Raw genomic sequence first — 15,512 nt, forward strand, 5'->3', positions numbered from 1 at the left:
CGCGGCCGGGACGACGCCGAGCAGGGCGCAGAACTGGGGGGAGACCTCGACGGTCGCGAAGCCCGGCACGTACTCGAACGTGCCGATCCGGCCGGCGGTCTGGGCGATGCGCAGCCGCTCCTCGACCCGCTTCTGCTCGGTGACGTCCACCAGCGCGCCGGTGAAGCGCATCGGGTTGCCGCCGCCGTCGTAGGCGCAGCGTCCCTGGGCATGGACCCAATGGACGGCACCGTCCGGAGCCTGCAGGCGGTACTCCCTGTCGAACACCTCCGCGCCGTTGAGGATGCCGGTCACAGCCAGGCGTACCCGCGTCCGGTCCTGGGGATGGATGCGGGTGAAGAAGGCCTTCGTCTCGACTCCGTCCGGGCTTGCCTGGTTTCCGATCCCGTTCAGCAGGGCGAAACGGTCGTCGACGTGGAGGCGCCCGCCCGGGATGTCCCAATCCCATGTGCCTGCGACGCCTGCGGACGTGAGAGTGATCCTCAGTTGGCGCTGGGCGTCGGCGAGGCGACGTTCGATGGCGGGCAAACGCTCCTGGGCGGCCTCTCCCCGACGGGTGGACGTGACGTCGAATTGGGAGGCGAAGTAGTTCACCAGCTCGCCCGCACCGTCGAAGACAGGGCTGAGGTAGAGCTCGTTCCAGAACGGTGCGCCGTCCTTGCGGTAGTTGAGCAGCTGGACCTGGAGTTCCTTCCGTTCGGCCAATGCGTCCCGGACGAGGGCGACGGCCGCCGGTTCGGTGTCGGGGCCCTGCAGGAAACGGCAGTTGCGTCCCAGTATCTCGCCGGCCGCATAGCCCGTCAGTTCCAGGAATGCGCGGTTCGCGAACACGATGGGATTGTCGGGTAGGCGCGGGTCGGTCACCACCATCGGCTGGCGATTGACCTCAAGGGCCGCGATGAAGGGGGCGGCGCGGCCACGCATCTCGGCCGTCGCCCGGGCCAGGTGTTCGGGAGAAATGGCCGTCACGCTTCCGTCTCGCCGATGGCGCGCTCGACGAAGTCGTCGATCAACACCTTCAGGCTTTCAAGGGACGGCAGGTCCATCAGCATGGCGATGTAGCCGCGGATGTCCCGCTCGCGTACGGAGAAGTTGATGTAGAGGAACAGTACGAGCGCGTCGCCGCCCACGTCGCCCGTCGGCAGGAAGATGCGCTGTCCGTCTCCCCGCATGACCTCCGGCAGCGACATGGTCAGCGTCCGCTGCAGCAGGTTCGCCATCGTGGCGAGGCAGCCGTTGAGGATGACGTTGCCCGTCTCCGTCAGGGCCTCCTCCTCCATCTCGGAGACCTCCTCCGGGGAGAGTTCCTCCCCGGCGACCGCCCGGACGAGTTCGCGTCCGTTCTCCTGCGGGAAGATCAGCAGGGCCCGGCCGGCGAAGGCGCCGGTGAAGTCCTGGTGCACCACGACGAGCTCGGACGCCTCGCGCTCCCCGATCATGCGCGCGGCCTGCCCCTGCGAGACGATCTCGACCGACGGCACCGACAGGAGGACCTGGACGCCGATCATCCCGCGCAGGCTCGCGGCGGCCTTGCTGACGCCGATGTTCACCAGTTCGGTGAAGGCGTCGCGCTGCAGCTCCGTGAGGTCGACCGTGGCCGCCGTCACGACGCGGCCCGACGCAACCGAAGCGCGGCGCCGGACAGGAAGCCGGAGAGCGCCTCCTCGGTGAGCGGCTTCGGCAGGAACGTCGCGTCCACGCTGCGGGCCCGCGCGATGATCTCGTCCTGGATGTTGGCCGAGACCACGGCGATGGGCATCCCGGGGCTTAAGGAACGCAGTTCGGCGGCGAGTTCGAGGCCGTCCCGGCCGGGCATGTTGAAGTCGAGCAGCGCCACGTCGACTTGACGCCCACGGACCACGGCCATCGCCGCATCGGCGTTCGCGGCCTCCGCGACCTCCCAGTCCGGCTTGACTTGGCGCAGGAGCTTGGCGGCGACGAGGCGTGCGAGCTTGCTGTCGTCGACGATGAGTGCGGTTGTCGTCATGGGGCGATGCTAATGAGGTTGCGCTCGTTGCGGGCGGATGCGTGGCGATGGCGCCATTTATGCGTCGGGACCTCGCCGGGGCATAGCGCTAAGTTTGCGTCGCGCCGCGTTTTTCCGGGCTGGGCGGGGGTAGCCACCGGTCGACGAAGGTGTCTCCGCATGTCCCGCGGACGACGGGTCGCAGGCGCAGCAGCGCCTGGTAGACCGCGGTGTGCATCCTCGTGCAGGCAGCCCAGTCCACCGTCCGGCCCGCATCCTCAAAAATGAGCGAGGCGAGCGTATCCGCGTCCTCGACCGAACAGGTGCCCTCCAGGCGGATCGTTCCGTTCGTTCCGTCTTCCGCCAGAAGCGTGACCGTCATCTTCCATCCCCGGAGGTTCCCTGGCCGACCAATGCCAGGTTCGCCAGCAGCGCAGCGGGATCGACGACGAGCAGGACGGTTCCGTCGCCGAGGGTGGTCGTGCCGCCCACGCCGGGCACGGTTCCGACGAGGCCGGACGGGGCGCGCACCACGGCGTCCAACCGGTCTTCGAGGCGGTCGATCTCCAGCGCGACGGTCTGACCGTCCGCGCGGACGACGAGGAGCAGTGCCTCCATCGCGATGCCGGCACTGTATCGACGGTCCAGCAGGTCGGCGAGCCGCAACACCGGAAGGGTCCGGCCCCTCAGGACGGTCGCGGCGCCCCCGGCGACGGCGTGGATGGCCGACCTCGGGACCCGGACGACCTCATCCACGGCGTCCATTGCGAACCCGTACGATTCGATGCCGATCCCGACCACGAGCACGCGGGCCAGGGCGACCGTCCGCGGGAGATGCAGGGCGACGGTCGTACCCGCGCCCGCGCGGCTCTCGACCGAGACCCGTCCGCCCATGCGCTCGGCGGCGGCCCTGACGGCGTCCATGCCGACCCCCCGGCCCGAGAGCGCGCCGACGCTGCCGGCCGTCGAGAAGCCGGGCGCGAAGATCAGGTCGGTGACGGCGACGTCGTCCATCGCCGACACGGCGTCCCGCGAGCGCAGGCCACGCTCGACGGCGCGCCGGCGGATGAAGGCCGGATCGATCCCGCGACCATCGTCGGAGACCGACACGACGATGCCGTCGCCGTCCTGTCCGGCCGCGATGCTGATGCGGCCGGCGGCGGGCTTCCCGAGGCGTAGGCGGGTCCCCGTGTCCTCAAGCCCGTGATCGACGGCGTTGCGCACGACGTGCAGCAGCGGCTCGAACAGGTTCTCGACGATGCCCTTGTCCGCCTCCGTACCTTCCCCCTCGAAGTCGAGGCGGACCTCCTTGCCGAGGCTGCGAGCGGCTTCGCGAACGGGTCGGGCGAAGCGCCGGAACACCTCGGACAGGGGCATGAGCCGTAGGGATACCGCGTCGCGATGCAGCGAGGTCGCGAGACGGCCGATGTCGGCGTCCGCCTCGCGGATCGCCCGGGCCAGCGTGACCGGGTTCTCGCCCGCCTCGGCACGCGCCGCGAGGCGGCCCAGCGCGTTGCGGGCCACGACGAGCTCGCCGACCTGGCTCACCAGCGCATCGACCCGGACGGCATCGACCCGGAGCGTGCGCGCCGTGCCCCCGCCGTGGGCGCCGGACGGACGTTCGTAGGCGCCGGACGCTTCCCGATCGCTCCTGGGACCGGTCGCGCCCCCTCCGGCCAGCGCCGCCTCGATGGCAGGACCGAGGGACGCGGCCCCGCGTTCCAGCGCCTCGCGGCACCGCTCGGCATCTGCATCCCGGCCAATCGACCGAAGGGCGTTCGCCGCCGACCGCGCGCAGGCTTCGAGGCGGCCGTGGGCCGTCTCCGTGTCGCCCGGGGCGGCCATCGCCAGGAGTTGTTCCCCGAGGATGGCCGCCACGACCGGGTCCATCGCGGATGCGGACGACGGCCTCGCCGTGCCGGTCGCGTAAACGTCGACGACCGTGACCTGATCGGAAACCAGGCGGAAGGGCGCCTCGACCTCCGGGCGCGGGGCCCCGGCGAGCAAGGTGATGTCGAGGTTGCAGGCGTAGGCGTCGAACTCCCCGTCCGGCGGCCAGGGCATGGCCGGCTCGACCGACACGGCCAGCAGGCCCGGCACCTTCCGGACGAGGCCGAGGGGATCGTCCCCGGAGAAGAAGCAGTCGCCGCGCGGCCGGTAACGGACCGCCGTCGAAGGGCCCGCGGGCGCTTCCGCCATGGATGCGACCAAGCGGGCCGCCCAGTCGGGAACGGCCCCCGTTGCCTCCGTCGTGGATCTTGGGCCGGGCGATAGGAGCGACCGGTACCGCTCGGCCAGCGCCGACGACTCGCCGGCCGCGGTGTCGGGCAACCGTCCCGTCGCCTCGACGGCGTCGGACCAGCGCGCGGTGGCGTCAAGCGCCTCCAGCGACAGGTCGATCAGGCGCGCGTCGACCGCCAGGTTCCCGGCCCGGGCCGCGGATAGGCCGTCCTCGGCCGCGTGCAGGAGCGCGAACCATGGCGGGTAATCGAACAGGCCGACGGAGCCCTTCAGCGTGTGAAAGGCCCGGAACACCCGGTTCACGGCCTCCGCGTCGCCGGGCCTGCCTTCCAGGGCCAGCAGGTCCTCCGTGGCGGACTGAACGAGCTCCCGCGTTTCGACCAGGAACTGTTCGAGCAGGTCGTTCACGCCTGCCGTCCCGCGAGCGCCCGGGCATGCGCGACGAGTGCTCCCTCGGGCACCGGCTTCAAGAGGTAGAAGTTGGCGCCGGCCGCCCGCGCGGCCGCGCGGTCCCCGTCGCCGGCCTCGGTGCTGGTCATCAGGGCCGGGATCGTGCGAACCCCGGGCTCCCGCCCGCGCAGGGCCCGCAGGAAGCTGAGGCCATCCATCTTCGGCATGTTCACGTCGACGACCAGCAGGTCGTAGGTTGCGGTCAGGACGCGCTCCAGGCCCTCGATGCCGTTCAGCGCCTCATCCACGACGAAGCCGGCCCGCTCCAGGGTGCCGCGATAGTACAGCCGCACGAGGCTCGCGTCGTCGACGAGGAGGACGCGCGGGGGATCTCCGATTCCGGCCTCAGACATGCTCGCCCTCCCGCGGCCTTCGATAGACGATGGCGTCATCGTAGCGGCAGACCCTGAACAACGGTGAAATCCGGCTCATGCTCTCGGTGTGGCCGAGGCAGACGAAGCCGCCGGGGACCAGGGCGTCGTAGATGTGGTCCGCCGCGATGCGCCGGGATGCATCGTCGAAGTAGATCAGCACGTTCCGGCAGAACACGACGTCGAACCGGCCGTGCGCGGCCATGTCCGCCGCGTCCGTCAGGTTGCACGGCGTGAAGCGCACGGAACCGCGCAGGTCGTCGAGGATGCGCCATCCCGGGCCGAGGCGGGTCTCCTCCCGGACGAAGTAGCGGGCGACGAGGTCCGGTCTGAGCCGCATCAGGGCACGTTCGCCGTACAGTCCCTCCTCGGCCGCCGTGAGCGCCCTCGTGTCGATGTCCGAGCCGACGATCTCGACGTCGTAGCGGTCGACCTCCGGCCAGTTCTCCAGGAGCCACATCGCCACCGAGTACGGTTCCTCGCCCGTCGAGCAAGGCATCGACCAGATCCGCACCGTCGAGCCGGCGGCCTTCCGGGAAACCGTCTCCGGGAGCAGGGACGCCGTCAAGCAACGGAGTTGGTGGTCCTCGCGGTAGAAATAGGTCTCGTTGATGGTGAAGGCGTTGATGAGCCGCTCCACCTCGCCGTCCGCGTCGGACCGAAGCCGCGCGAGGTAGACCGCGAACGACCGCGATCCGGTGGCCTGCATGCGCTCGCTCAGGCGCCGGTCCACGAAGTAGCGCTTCGCCGGCGTGAACAGGATGCCGGTGCGGCGGTACAGGAACTCACAGAATCGCGCGAAATCGGCGTCTGTGACCGGCGACGGTGTATCGGACACGCGTTCAGCGCCCCGCGCCGATGCGGGCGAGCACCATGTCGATGGCCATCGGCAGGAACGGCTCGGAGGCGAACCGGGTCCGGGCGGCCCGAAGCGCCGGCAGCGCCGCCGCCGTCCCGGCCTCGGCCAGCACCTCGACGGCGGCGCCGCAGACGTTCGGGTGGGTCTCCCCCTCAAGCAGGCGGGCGAGCAACGCGCTCGCGACCTCGGTCGGCTGAGCGCGCGCGACCTCGGTCGCGAGCAGCCGCACGTCCGGGTCCGGATCAACGAGCAGGCCCGGGAGGACCGGGAGGGCCGCGGCGGGCATGGCCTGCAGCGTCTCGATGCAGGCATTGCGCAGCCCGGCATCCTCCGACCGTAGGTGCCGGGCGAGCGCGTTCGCGGCGGACGCGTCGGCGAGGGCCAGGAGCGCCGCGAGGAGGGCTTCGCGCCCGCGCAGGTCCCGCTCCGATCCCAGGGCTGTGCCGAGTTCCTCCGCGGACCGGACGGTCGGCGTGGCGGTTTCGGCCTTTGGCAGTCCGGGTGGGTCGCGGCGGACAAGCGGCATCAGGGCACCATCCTCAGGAGGGCGTCGGCGATGTCTTCGAGCGGGGCGACCACGCTGGCGCCGCCCGCCCGGACCAACTCGCCCGGCATGCCCCAGACCACCGCCGTCTCCTCGCTCTCGGCGATGGTGCGGCCGCCCCGCGCCCGCAGGGCGGCCATCGTCTCCGCCCCGTCCCGCCCCATGCCCGTCATCAGGACGCCGACGAGGCGCCCCGGCTCGACGAGGTCGAGCGCACTGGCCACCAGGCGGTCGACGCTGGGATGCCAGGGGTATTCGGCCCTTGTCGGCACCGGTTGCACGATGAGTCCGGACGGGCGGCGTGCGAGGGTCACATCGGCATCCCCCTTGCCGACGTAGACGTTGCCCGGGGCCAGCGGCATCGGGCGCGACGCCTCCTGGACCCGAAGGGCGCACAGACCGTCGAGACGCCGGGCGAGGGGTCCGGTGAAGCTGCCCGGCATGTGCTGGGCGACAACGACCGGCCATGGGAAGTCCGCCGGCAGGCCGGAGAGGAGCGCGTCGAGGGCGGGAGGCCCGCCCGTGGACGTGCCGACCAGCACGATGCCCCCAACCGAGCTCGGCATGGGCGGCTGGACGGTCCACGGTTCGGGCGATGCCGTCCGTGCGGGGCTCCGTGAAGGTTTGGGCGAGGGACCGTCCGTCCGTCCGGTCCGGGCCCGGATGCGCTCGGCAAGGCGCAGCGTCGGGCGCAGGCGGGCACGGGCGGCCGCGCGCACCTTCTGCACGATCAGCGGGCCGAGGCGGTCCATCTCCAGCGAGACGGCGCCCCCGGGCTTGGCGACGAAGTCCACCGCGCCGCGGCTCAGCGCGTCCAGGGTGACCTCGGCGCCGTCCGCGGTCAGCGACGACACCATCACCACCGGCGCCGGGCGGTCGAGCATGATGCGGTCGAGGCAGTCGAGGCCGTCGAGGCCCGGCATGTTGACGTCGAGGGTGATCACGTCCGGCCGGAAGCGAGCGTGCTCGGCCAGAGCCTCGTCGCCGTCCCGGGCGAAGGCGACCTCGAAGTCCCCTTCCGCCGCGAACACCCCGCCCAGGAGCTTGCGCATCAGGGCGGAGTCGTCGACGACCAGTAGCCGAATCATGCCGGGGCGTCCAACCCCGGCGCCCGATGGGCGAGGGTCTTCGTCGCCGCCCGCACGCTGCGCTCCGTCCCAGCCAGGAGGGCCTGCGCGTTCACGATGGGCAGCAGCCCGCCGTCGTCGAGCGTCGCGACGCGGGCGAACGCGTTCCCGGCCTCATCCGAAAGTCCCGGCGTCGGCCGGATGGCCGTCTCTTCCAGCCGCAGCATGCGCGAGACCCCGTCGACGAGCAGGCCGGCGACATTGCCTGCCGCTTCGAGGACGACGATGCGTCGCCGGGGCCCGTCCTCGCCCGGGGGCAAGCCGAAGCGCCGGCGCTGGTCGACGATGGCCAGAACGGTCCCTCGCACGTCGATGGCGCCGGCGACGATGTCGGGTGAACGGGGCAGGCGCGTCATCGTCGCGGGAACGCGCAGCACCTCCCGCACGGAGGCGACCGGAACGCCGTAGCTCTCGCCCGCGACGTCGAACACGACGAACTGCTCTGTTCGCACCCCGGCCGCGCCGTCCGACTGGGTGGCGTCGGCGGATCGCGGCGGCGTGGCGGTCACGGTGGTTCCCTCCAGGAGACGGTCGGTCGAGAGAACGGAGACGAGCGTCCCATCGCCGTCGACGCGGCAGATGGCTTCGACGGCTGTCGCGCGTCCCCGGCCCAAGGCCGCCGGCACGGGGTCGACCGCATCCCGTGCGAGCCGCAGGATCGGCCCCAGGGCGTCGACGACCAGCCCGACCTCGCTTCCCCCAATCCGCGCGACCACGATGCGCGCGTCCGGAGCCGGCCGGGGTGCGACGAGGCCCAGCAGCGTCGGCAGGGCCAGCAACGGCAGTACGCCGCCGCGCCGCGCCACGACGCCGATCGCGGCCTCGCCGGCACGGGGTACGGGAACGATGTCCGACGGCAGCGCCAGCACCTCCGCGACCCGTTCCAGCGGTAGGGCGTAGGACCGGCCGGCGGCGTTGAACGAGACCAGGGCGATGCGCTCCGCGGCGCCGCCATCGCCATCCCGGGTCGTCCGAAGCCCGGCGAAAGGTGCGGCAGGACGGGCCTTGCGTTCGGGAAAGGCCTCGGCGACCAGGGCGGCCAGGTCGATGAGACGGGCTCGCCCCGACCCGACGGACGCGGCGATGCGCCGGCTTCCCGGCTGGTCGTCCCCCTGGTTGGCCCCGGCGCTGCCGGAGAACGCCAGGACGCGGTCGATCATGAGGCCGACGGGCTCGCCCGCCTCTGCCACCACGACGCGGGTCGGCTCGGCGGCGGGCTCCGCGTCGGGCCGCATGACGCGGCGCAGGTCGAGCACCGGAAGCGCCAGGCCGCGGAGGTTGGCCAGGCCGGCCAATGCGGCGGGGGCGCCGGGCACGCGCGTCAGCCGGGGCGGCCGGATGAGTTCGCGCACGACGCCTAGGTCGAGGGCGAAATCGTCCGGCCCCAGCTTGAAGACGAGGTAGCGTGGGCCGCCCGTGCCGGCTGCCTCAGCCATCGACGGCCTGCAGCTCGTCGGCCAGTGATGCGATCTCCTCGATGCTCGCCGCGAGGTCCTCGGCGCCGCGCGACTGCTGGCGCGCCGCCGTCGCCGCCTCACCGGAGGCGCGGTCGGCCTCCTCGGCGGCGGCGGCGATCTGCTGCGCCCCCTTCAGCCCCTCCCGGGCTGCGATGACGATGGCGTCTGCGCCGGACAGCACGTCGGCGTTGCCGGCTTCCAGCTTCGCGACGTCGTCCCCGACGCCGACGAGTGTGGTGACGAGGCCGCGGTTGCGCTGGACCTCCGTCTCGGACGCGGTGACGACCTGCTCAAGGGCCCGGCGGACGGCGGCCACCCCGTCCTGGATGTCCCGCACCGTGTCGCGGATGCGTTCGGCGTTCTCCGCAGCGTCGCGGGCGAGCGCGCGGATGTCATTCGACACCACAGCGAAGCCGCGTCCGCCCTCTCCGGCACGGGCCGCCTCGATGGACCCGTTGACCGCGAGCATGTTCACCTGCACCGCCACGAGGGCGATGGAGCCGACGATCTTGTCGATGCGGCGGTTGCTGCCCTCCAGCTCGCCGATGCGGGCGAGGCATGCCCGGGTCTCGTCGAGCGACCGTTCCACACCGTCCGCCAGGGAGCCTACCGCGGAGCGCACGTCGCCCAGGGTGGCGCCGATCCCTGCGACGCTCTCGCGGGCGGTGGTTGCGTTGGTGCCGAACACCGCGGCGCTGCGCTCGACCTGCGCCATCGCGGCGCTGGACTGCTGGGCCGCGGCGCTCTGGACGGCGGTCCCGCGGCTGATCTGATCGATGGCGGCGAGGATCTCGCCGGCCGCGCCGGAGAGCTCCTGCACCGTCGCGGACAGCTCCTCCGCGGCCGAGGCCACCTCCTCGGCGCGAGCCTGCACCGATCCGCTCCCCGTCAGGTCGTCGGCGAGACCGGCGAGGGACTGCGCCGTCGTCTGCGCCTGGTCGAGCGACTGGACCTGCTGCGCCACGGCCTGCTGGGCCTCCCCCGCGGCGGCCGCCTGCTCCTCGGCGGCGGAGGCGATCTGCTCGGCGCCGCGCTGCGCTTCGCGGACGGCCGTCTCGGCCTCAACCGCGGCCGCAAGGATGGCCTGCGCCCCCTCCGACACCGACCCCAACTCCAAACGCGCGGTCTCCAGCCTGACGGTGACGCGCCCGCCTGCCTCCACCTCCGTCGACGCCGCCCGGGCCGCGGCGCGGATGATCTCGCCGACGCCCCGGACCTCGGTGCGGATCGCCTCGGACAGCGTCCGGACCTCCGCCGCGCTTGCCTCGGACGTCTCGGCAAGCGCCCGCACCTCGTCGGCGACGACGGCGAAGCCGCGCCCGTGCTCGCCGGCGCGGGCGGCCTCGATGGCGGCGTTCAGCGCCAGCAGGTTGGTCTGGTCGGAGATGTGCTCGACGGTGCCGGTGATCTCGCCGATGCTCGCGGCCCCCCGGTCGAGTTGCTCGATCAGCGAGACCGTCGCCGATTGCCGGTCCGAGTTCGCCTGCACGGCGGCGACGGAGGAGACGATCTGGATGCCGGTTTCCGCCAGGAGCGTCTGGAATGCGGCGGTGGACTGCCGTGAGGCGTCCGCCCGCGCCCGGGCCTCGGCAAGGCGCCCGACGATGCCGCCGATGGCCCCGAGGGATTCCTGCGCTGCCCCGGCGGCCTCCTCGGCACCGGCCGCGATCTGCTCCATCGAGCGGCGCAGCTCCTCCGCGGCGGACGACGCCTCGGTCACCCCCGCGGCGAGTTCCTCGGTGGCCGCCGCGAGCCGTTCCGCCGCCTTCTGCCGCCGTGCGCGCGACCGCTCGCGGGAACGCCCCGCGGTGGCGGCCGGCGCCGGGACAGGGGCCGACGCGACGACCTCGGCGGGGGCCTCCTGCGGCGAGAGCCGCGTCCTCTTCACCAACGACATCGACGTCTCGCCCGCGTTCGACCGTCCTTCCCGCGGGGAGCAAGGCCGAGGATGGTTCGGAAATGGAGTTCGGCTTGTAAGCCGGGACACGGGCCGGTCAAGGACAAGGCCGGGACAACGGGTGGGCACGTGCGTCATCCGTACATTTCACCCGGACGCTGCGTGCCCCCCGCCGACGCTCACGCGGTCCTGGCCCTGCCGTCAGAGCGGAGGCATGCACAGCCTCCGACCGGTTTCGGTAGCGTGCCTATCCGTCAACGAGACGTACGCTCGCGATTGGCGGCGGGTGCCGTCGAGTTGGTTGGCTGGGAAGTTCTGCAGGCATCCCCGAAACAAATACGGGACTGACGCAGGGCCCGCTCCGGAACGGTGTGCCGTCGCGACGGTCGTCCAGGATCGTCTCTCGGCCATACCCTCGGCGGGTCGTCGGCGCAGGTGATCGTTCAGGCTTACAGCTCGCTCGACCCGACCAAACGCACTGGGCCTGGCCGCCGGTAGCAATCGGTCGGCGCCCCCCCAGGCTCCATGACCCAGCCGTTTGCTCACCGTATCGGAATGGCAGTCCCTGACTTGCTCGATCATGCCAACTGTATGCCCTTGGCGACGCCGCGCGATGGTGGCATCGGTCCTGAGCAAACCCTTCGCGGGTACCGGGCGCACAGTGCCCACCGGTGGGCCATGAGCAACGTTCGGCACCACTTAATAGGTCAGCGTCGCCCACATGCCGACGACCGTGGCGTCTTTGATCCGCCGCCCGAGCGCGTCGCGCGGGTCGGGGATGTTGCCGCCCGGATGGAAGACGTGCTGCCGGTTCGGCTGCACCGTAACGCCCGGACCAAGGACCGCCTAGTAAGTCGCCTCGACCAGCGCCTCGAACCGCCGCCGGGGCATCGCGATGCCCGTCTCCAGGATGGTGTCACGGTCGAAGCCCCGGGCCGACGGCGAGATGCGTGCGTACGACACCGCCACGCCCGCCGTGTCGTTCGACCGCCCAGGCAGAAGCCCACCGTAGCCGATGCCGGCGTCGAGGTAGAGGTCGATCAGGTTGCGGTCGCCCGGCGATGTCACCGCCCGCACGAACGCGCTGGCGCCTTGCCCGGCGTCGTCCGGCTCGCGGTACACGGTCTGGTCGATGATCCCGTAGAGGCCGTCGTTGCCCCGGAACCTGCGGGCGACCCCGCTGGTGGAGGGGTCGGCGAGCGAGCGACCGGTGTCGTCGACCCGCAGCGAATCGAACCGGCCGAAATGGTGCCAGCCCCCGAGCGTCACCGTCCCAGGCTCGTCCAGGACCTGGCCGGTACGGGCCCGTTCCTCGACGTTGTAGGCGTAGGCGACCTCGGCGATCAGGAACGCCGGGTCGGACAAGCGGAAGTTCGTGCCGGTGCGGTTCCGCCGCTGCGGGTCCGGGTCGTTCCACGCCCGCGCCGGTCCGGCCGGGTCGCCGTCGAACAGCCCGACCTGGAACGACAGGTTCGGCGTCGGGAGGTACTTGGCCCGTATCGCCGGGGCGCCGAACGGGTAGGCCGGGCCGCCGCTCGGCAGGTTGGTCCCGGCGATGGTCGGCCAGCCGAACGTCGAGTTGATGAACAGCGTCGCGGTCTGGCTGACGAGGAACTCGGTGTCGGCCGCCACCTGCCCGAGCTTGACCGCCAATTGGCCGTCGAGGAGCTGCTGCTCGACCCAGAGTTAATACAGGCGGGTGGACGGCAGCGCCTCCAGTTCGCTGACCACGGCGAGGTCGTTGACGGCTGCCCGGGACAGCCCGGCACCGTTGATCTGGTAGGCCTCGACCCGGAACGCGGCGCCGTGCCAGCCGGCGAGGCGGTCGAGGTCGGCGTCGAGCTGCATGTCGAGCCGCCCGAGTACCGTCGCGGTCCGGCGCGTGCCGCCGAGGATGTCGGCGATGGCGTTGAAGCTGAGGACGATCCCGCGGTCGGACAGGAAGCGGCGCAGACCGGTCGGATCGGCCGCGTCACCGAGCACGGACTGGATCGAGGTCGTCGCCACCGCCGACGGCTTGCCGGACACCTCGGGCTGGGCGACCGAGGTGCGCGGGTCGCCGCCGGCGCCGGTATTCGCGGACTGGGCGACCGCGGCGATGGGTGCGAGGCTGACGATCAGCGCGACGGCGAGCGTATCGCGCGAGGCTCGCACGTGCCCGGAGCGCCCATGGACGGACGGCCGCCACGCGCGTTCGGTGGAGATGTCTGGCAGGATGCCGACCCCTGGGAACCGACGAGCCGCTCGAATGTCCGGTGCGGCGCCCATGCGGCTCGTCGGTCGCTCTCGATTTGGATACGGGGGGCACCATACGGGTGCGGCGCCACCACTCAAAGTTTTCATGCTCTCATCGGCCCGCCGTCACCGGGCCGTTCATCGATTGGATCACCCATGAAGCCGTCGGATCCGCCGGTGGACGCCAGCGCCGCGCCCTCGACCACGACGGGCATCGCGGGGCCGACCCGGCCGGGCGAGCCGCTCTGGGCCATGGCGTTCGACGCGGACGGGCGGGGACGGTCCGTCCCGCCGGCGCAGGCGGCGAGCGACCTTGACGCGTTCGGCGGCGGGTTCCTGTGGTTGCACTACGACCTGGATGCGGCGGATCTGGTCGGTCGGGCGAGCGAAGGCAGGTTCGGTCCCACCCGGCTCGCCACCGCCGTGTTCGCGCCCGACGAGCACCAGCGCATCACTGTCGAGGCCGACCACGTCGGGGGCGTCGTCGCCGACCTCGCCCGCCCGGGAGCCAAGCCCGTCCCTGCGGGCAGGCTCCACTTCGTCTTGGGACCACGCAGCCTCGTCAGCGGCCGCCGCGGACCGGCGGAAAGCCCGGACGCGACCCGCGCGGCGGTCGAGGGGGGCCACACCGTCGCCTCGCCGACCTTGCTCCTTGAGACCCTTGTCGGGCACGTCGTGTCGGCGATGGCCACCACCGGGCAGAGGCTCTCGGACGCACTCGACGGGATCGAGGACCACATCCTCGACGGACGGCCCCGCGACGACCGGCGCCGGCTCGGGCCGGTCCGCCGCAACGCGGTGCGCCTGCATCGGCAGATCGCCGGCCTCGCCGCCGTGTTCCACCGGCTGGAGACGGACGGGGCGACGGACGACGTCCACGGGCCGGCGGTCGCGGCGGCGGCCCGGCTCGCGCAGCGCCTCGATGCGCTAGACCGCGATATGACCTTGCAGGCGGAGCGGGCTCGGCTGCTGCAAGAGGAGGTGTCCGAACGCATCGCCGAGGCGACGAACCGGCAGCTCTACGTCCTGTCGGTGCTGTCGGCGCTGTTCCTGCCGCCGACCTTCGTCACCGGCTTGTTCGGGATGAACGTGAAGGGGCTGCCCTTGGGCGACGATCCGCGCAGTTTCCTCTCCGTGTGCGGCCTCAGCTTGGCATCGGCCGTCCTAGCCTTTGCCGTCATACGATTGCTCGGCATTCGTCCACCCAGGGGGTGAGCATACCCTTCGCGATCGTTCTGACCGTGAGCGGATCGCTTCCGTTGGCCGTGTTCCGATGCCGCGCATCTCGTTGGGAACGAAGCGGCTGTCCGAAGGCTCGCCATTTGGAACTGTGACTTCTCAAGCGTCGTCCGGACGACAGATTCCGGCGTCCGGACGACGGTCGCCGCGCTCGCCATCGCGTGCGAGCAGCACGACGACGAGTTCGGCCAGGCGCGACGGGAGGTCCGCGTTCGCGGGAGGTACCATTCGCCTCGACAGTACCCGAGCGACTTCGGTAAGGGCCGGTCGGGCTTCGCCACCTTGGTAATGATTGCAATGGATCATGGCTGCGGCCTTCGCGAACACGGATCATCCGACGGGCGCGGCCGACGAAATGTTCGATGTGGTGAATACGAGAAGAAGAGCGCCAAGCGTCATTGGTTGCATTCCTTCCTGGGCGCCATTTCGGATGAGTTTCACACCCGATATGAAAGCGAGGTCACCCGGACTGGGCAGGCTCCGGTCGTGGCATCTCTCCGGTTCTTCAAGGTCGATCTCGAGGTCGACCTGCATAACGGCGAGACGCTTCCGTTCGTTGGATCGCCCGCGGAACCTGTGCATGACCGGCGGAACGCGTCTGTTTGGGTCGCAACACGGAGGGTGAGGTCGCGTTGATCCCACAGTCGACGGCGCTCCTTCGGGAGGCGTGTCAGGGAGCGAACACCGATGGCTACCAAGACCGAACGCACTCACCCCGACATCCACGACCGGTCCAGCCGCGAGTCCTACGCCAAGTTGTTCGGGGTTAGTGAGGAGCAACTCCGCAAGGCCGTGCGCCTCGTAGGCAGCCGCGTCAGCACACTGCGCGGCCACCTCCGGCGCTGAGGCCGGGACCGCTCACAGCTTGCGGGTGGGGGCGACGAACGGATTGGTCTCGGTGGCCGAGCCGTTCCTGCAGTAGCACACCTCCAGACGGTCCAGGCCGGCCGTGCTCTTGGCCAGCGCAACCTTGATGATCGTGCCCTCGCCCTTCACGTCGAGCGCGTCAGTCAGTCTAAGCGCCTCTACGAACCGCACGTCCTTTAACTGCAGCACCGACGAGCCGGCTTCCAACTCCACCAGATAGTTCTAGCCACGCCCAAGCTTCCACTTCGGCCAACTCATC

Annotated in this window: 13 protein-coding genes and 2 pseudogenes; 2 read left to right on the forward strand and 13 right to left on the reverse strand. The window is 71.3% G+C overall.

Annotated elements, in window-relative coordinates; translation table 11 throughout:
• Positions 1-123: 123 nt before the first annotated feature.
• The 12 genes and pseudogenes from MKK69_RS31305 to MKK69_RS01520 form a co-directional block, all read right to left on the reverse strand.
• Positions 124-924, reverse strand: a pseudogene (locus MKK69_RS31305) (PAS domain-containing protein); the annotation flags it as partial.
• Positions 925-965: 41 nt separating this feature from the next.
• The gene (locus MKK69_RS01470) at positions 966-1,607 is read right to left on the reverse strand and encodes a chemotaxis protein CheX (protein WP_243964895.1); all 642 of its coding nucleotides are present in this window, start codon (positions 1,605-1,607) and stop codon (positions 966-968) included.
• Positions 1,604-1,987 carry a response regulator gene (locus MKK69_RS01475; protein ID WP_243964896.1) on the reverse strand — a complete coding sequence of 128 codons (384 nt, stop codon included), beginning with the start codon at positions 1,985-1,987 and terminating at the stop codon, positions 1,604-1,606. Before MKK69_RS01475 ends, MKK69_RS01470 begins: the two co-directional genes overlap by 4 nt.
• Before the next feature lie 88 nt (positions 1,988-2,075).
• Positions 2,076-2,348: a hypothetical protein gene (locus tag MKK69_RS01480; protein WP_243964897.1), complete on the reverse strand. Its 273-nt coding sequence runs from the start codon at positions 2,346-2,348 to the stop codon at positions 2,076-2,078.
• A complete protein-coding gene (locus tag MKK69_RS01485) occupies positions 2,345-4,615 on the reverse strand; it encodes a chemotaxis protein CheA (protein ID WP_243964898.1) in 2,271 nt (756 codons plus the stop codon). The genes MKK69_RS01480 and MKK69_RS01485 overlap by 4 nt, the downstream gene beginning before the upstream one ends.
• On the reverse strand, positions 4,612-5,010 hold the full coding sequence (locus MKK69_RS01490; RefSeq protein WP_243964899.1) for a response regulator: 399 nt from the start codon (positions 5,008-5,010) through the stop codon (positions 4,612-4,614). Before MKK69_RS01490 ends, MKK69_RS01485 begins: the two co-directional genes overlap by 4 nt.
• Positions 5,003-5,866: a CheR family methyltransferase gene (locus MKK69_RS01495; RefSeq protein ID WP_243964900.1), complete on the reverse strand. Its 864-nt coding sequence runs from the start codon at positions 5,864-5,866 to the stop codon at positions 5,003-5,005. Before MKK69_RS01495 ends, MKK69_RS01490 begins: the two co-directional genes overlap by 8 nt.
• Before the next feature lie 4 nt (positions 5,867-5,870).
• Positions 5,871-6,413, reverse strand: coding sequence for a HEAT repeat domain-containing protein (locus MKK69_RS01500; RefSeq protein ID WP_243964902.1), 543 nt, complete (start codon positions 6,411-6,413; stop codon positions 5,871-5,873).
• Entirely contained in the window at positions 6,413-7,519 is a 1,107-nt protein-coding gene (gene cheB / locus MKK69_RS01505) for a chemotaxis-specific protein-glutamate methyltransferase CheB (protein WP_243964903.1), read from the reverse strand. Before cheB ends, MKK69_RS01500 begins: the two co-directional genes overlap by 1 nt.
• Positions 7,516-8,994, reverse strand: coding sequence for a chemotaxis protein CheW (locus MKK69_RS01510; protein WP_243964904.1), 1,479 nt, complete (start codon positions 8,992-8,994; stop codon positions 7,516-7,518). Before MKK69_RS01510 ends, cheB begins: the two co-directional genes overlap by 4 nt.
• Positions 8,987-10,912: a methyl-accepting chemotaxis protein gene (locus MKK69_RS01515; RefSeq protein WP_243964905.1), complete on the reverse strand. Its 1,926-nt coding sequence runs from the start codon at positions 10,910-10,912 to the stop codon at positions 8,987-8,989. The genes MKK69_RS01510 and MKK69_RS01515 overlap by 8 nt, the downstream gene beginning before the upstream one ends.
• Before the next feature lie 699 nt (positions 10,913-11,611).
• Positions 11,612-13,033 (reverse strand): annotated as a pseudogene (locus tag MKK69_RS01520) (carbohydrate porin).
• Between the two features lie 270 nt (positions 13,034-13,303).
• Between MKK69_RS01520 and MKK69_RS01525 the strand changes: the two are divergent.
• On the forward strand, positions 13,304-14,362 hold the full coding sequence (locus MKK69_RS01525; protein WP_243964906.1) for a CorA family divalent cation transporter: 1,059 nt from the start codon (positions 13,304-13,306) through the stop codon (positions 14,360-14,362).
• A gap of 711 nt (positions 14,363-15,073) precedes the next feature.
• Positions 15,074-15,232 carry a DUF3606 domain-containing protein gene (locus MKK69_RS01530; protein ID WP_243964907.1) on the forward strand — a complete coding sequence of 53 codons (159 nt, stop codon included), beginning with the start codon at positions 15,074-15,076 and terminating at the stop codon, positions 15,230-15,232.
• A 12-nt stretch (positions 15,233-15,244) separates the two neighbouring features.
• Here the strand turns inward: MKK69_RS01530 and MKK69_RS01535 are convergent, their stop codons facing one another.
• Positions 15,245-15,466 (reverse strand): hypothetical protein, encoded by a 222-nt coding sequence (locus MKK69_RS01535; RefSeq protein ID WP_243964908.1) that lies wholly within the window; start codon positions 15,464-15,466, stop codon positions 15,245-15,247.
• Positions 15,467-15,512: the final 46 nt, after the last annotated feature.

It is taken from the genome of Methylobacterium sp. J-026, from assembly GCF_022829585.1.
GTDB lineage: Bacteria > Pseudomonadota > Alphaproteobacteria > Rhizobiales > Beijerinckiaceae > Methylobacterium.

Coding starts and splice junctions, on each gene's coding strand:
- MKK69_RS01475 (WP_243964896.1), bottom strand. CDS start 1,987: ATGACGACAACCGCACTCATCGTCGACGACAGCAAGCTCGCACGCCTC.
- MKK69_RS01480 (WP_243964897.1), bottom strand. CDS start 2,348: ATGACGGTCACGCTTCTGGCGGAAGACGGAACGAACGGAACGATCCGC.
- MKK69_RS01490 (WP_243964899.1), bottom strand. CDS start 5,010: ATGTCTGAGGCCGGAATCGGAGATCCCCCGCGCGTCCTCCTCGTCGAC.
- MKK69_RS01500 (WP_243964902.1), bottom strand. CDS start 6,413: ATGCCGCTTGTCCGCCGCGACCCACCCGGACTGCCAAAGGCCGAAACC.
- cheB (WP_243964903.1), bottom strand. CDS start 7,519: ATGATTCGGCTACTGGTCGTCGACGACTCCGCCCTGATGCGCAAGCTC.
- MKK69_RS01510 (WP_243964904.1), bottom strand. CDS start 8,994: ATGGCTGAGGCAGCCGGCACGGGCGGCCCACGCTACCTCGTCTTCAAG.
- MKK69_RS01515 (WP_243964905.1), bottom strand. CDS start 10,912: ATGTCGTTGGTGAAGAGGACGCGGCTCTCGCCGCAGGAGGCCCCCGCC.
- MKK69_RS01525 (WP_243964906.1), top strand. CDS start 13,304: ATGAAGCCGTCGGATCCGCCGGTGGACGCCAGCGCCGCGCCCTCGACC.
- MKK69_RS01530 (WP_243964907.1), top strand. CDS start 15,074: ATGGCTACCAAGACCGAACGCACTCACCCCGACATCCACGACCGGTCC.